General features: G+C 46.8%; 1 protein-coding gene. It reads left to right on the top strand.

Annotated elements, in window-relative coordinates; all coding sequences use genetic code 11:
- Positions 1 to 102 precede the first annotated feature (102 nt).
- A partial coding sequence (locus A3763_RS05915) for a DUF416 family protein (RefSeq protein ID WP_231872116.1) occupies positions 103 to 494 on the top strand: 392 nt, incomplete at its 3' end.

The raw sequence follows: 494 nt of genomic DNA, 5'->3' as shown, positions 1-494 counted from the left end.
CTGATACCGATATTACTAATGCCTTCATCTTGAGCAAGCTCTCGAATGGCAAGAATCAGTTCTTCTCCACTCAAGCTTGCAGACATCGACAGCGCCTGGAACATGCTCATAATTGAGCAAGACGAAGAAGGTATTGTAGAGCTCCTCGATCTGACCCAGGCGAACATGCCTGATACCGAACAGAGCGAACATTATGGTGCCCTGCCAACTCACGATTGCCTAAGCATTCTAGAACAGGCTCTATTGGCTGGGATCAACGATGAAAAACCACGTGCATTGAGCGTTAGCCAACTGTCCTTGGAAACCATCACTCAGTTTATAGAGTTTTCCGAAGGCGACTCACTGAGCGAAAACCAGCTAATAAAGTTATTCGATTCACATCCGCTCATTGAACGCGAGTTTTCATTTCAAGCCGAACTGAGCGAGCTACTAAGATCTGCAAGCCACCCTGGAGAAGAACTGATTCTTGCCATTCGAGAGCTTGCTCAAGATGA

Source organism: Oleiphilus sp. HI0128, assembly GCF_001635365.1.
The sequence above is the reverse complement of the archived record's forward strand: the minus strand, read 5'-3'. Positions and strand labels throughout refer to the sequence as shown.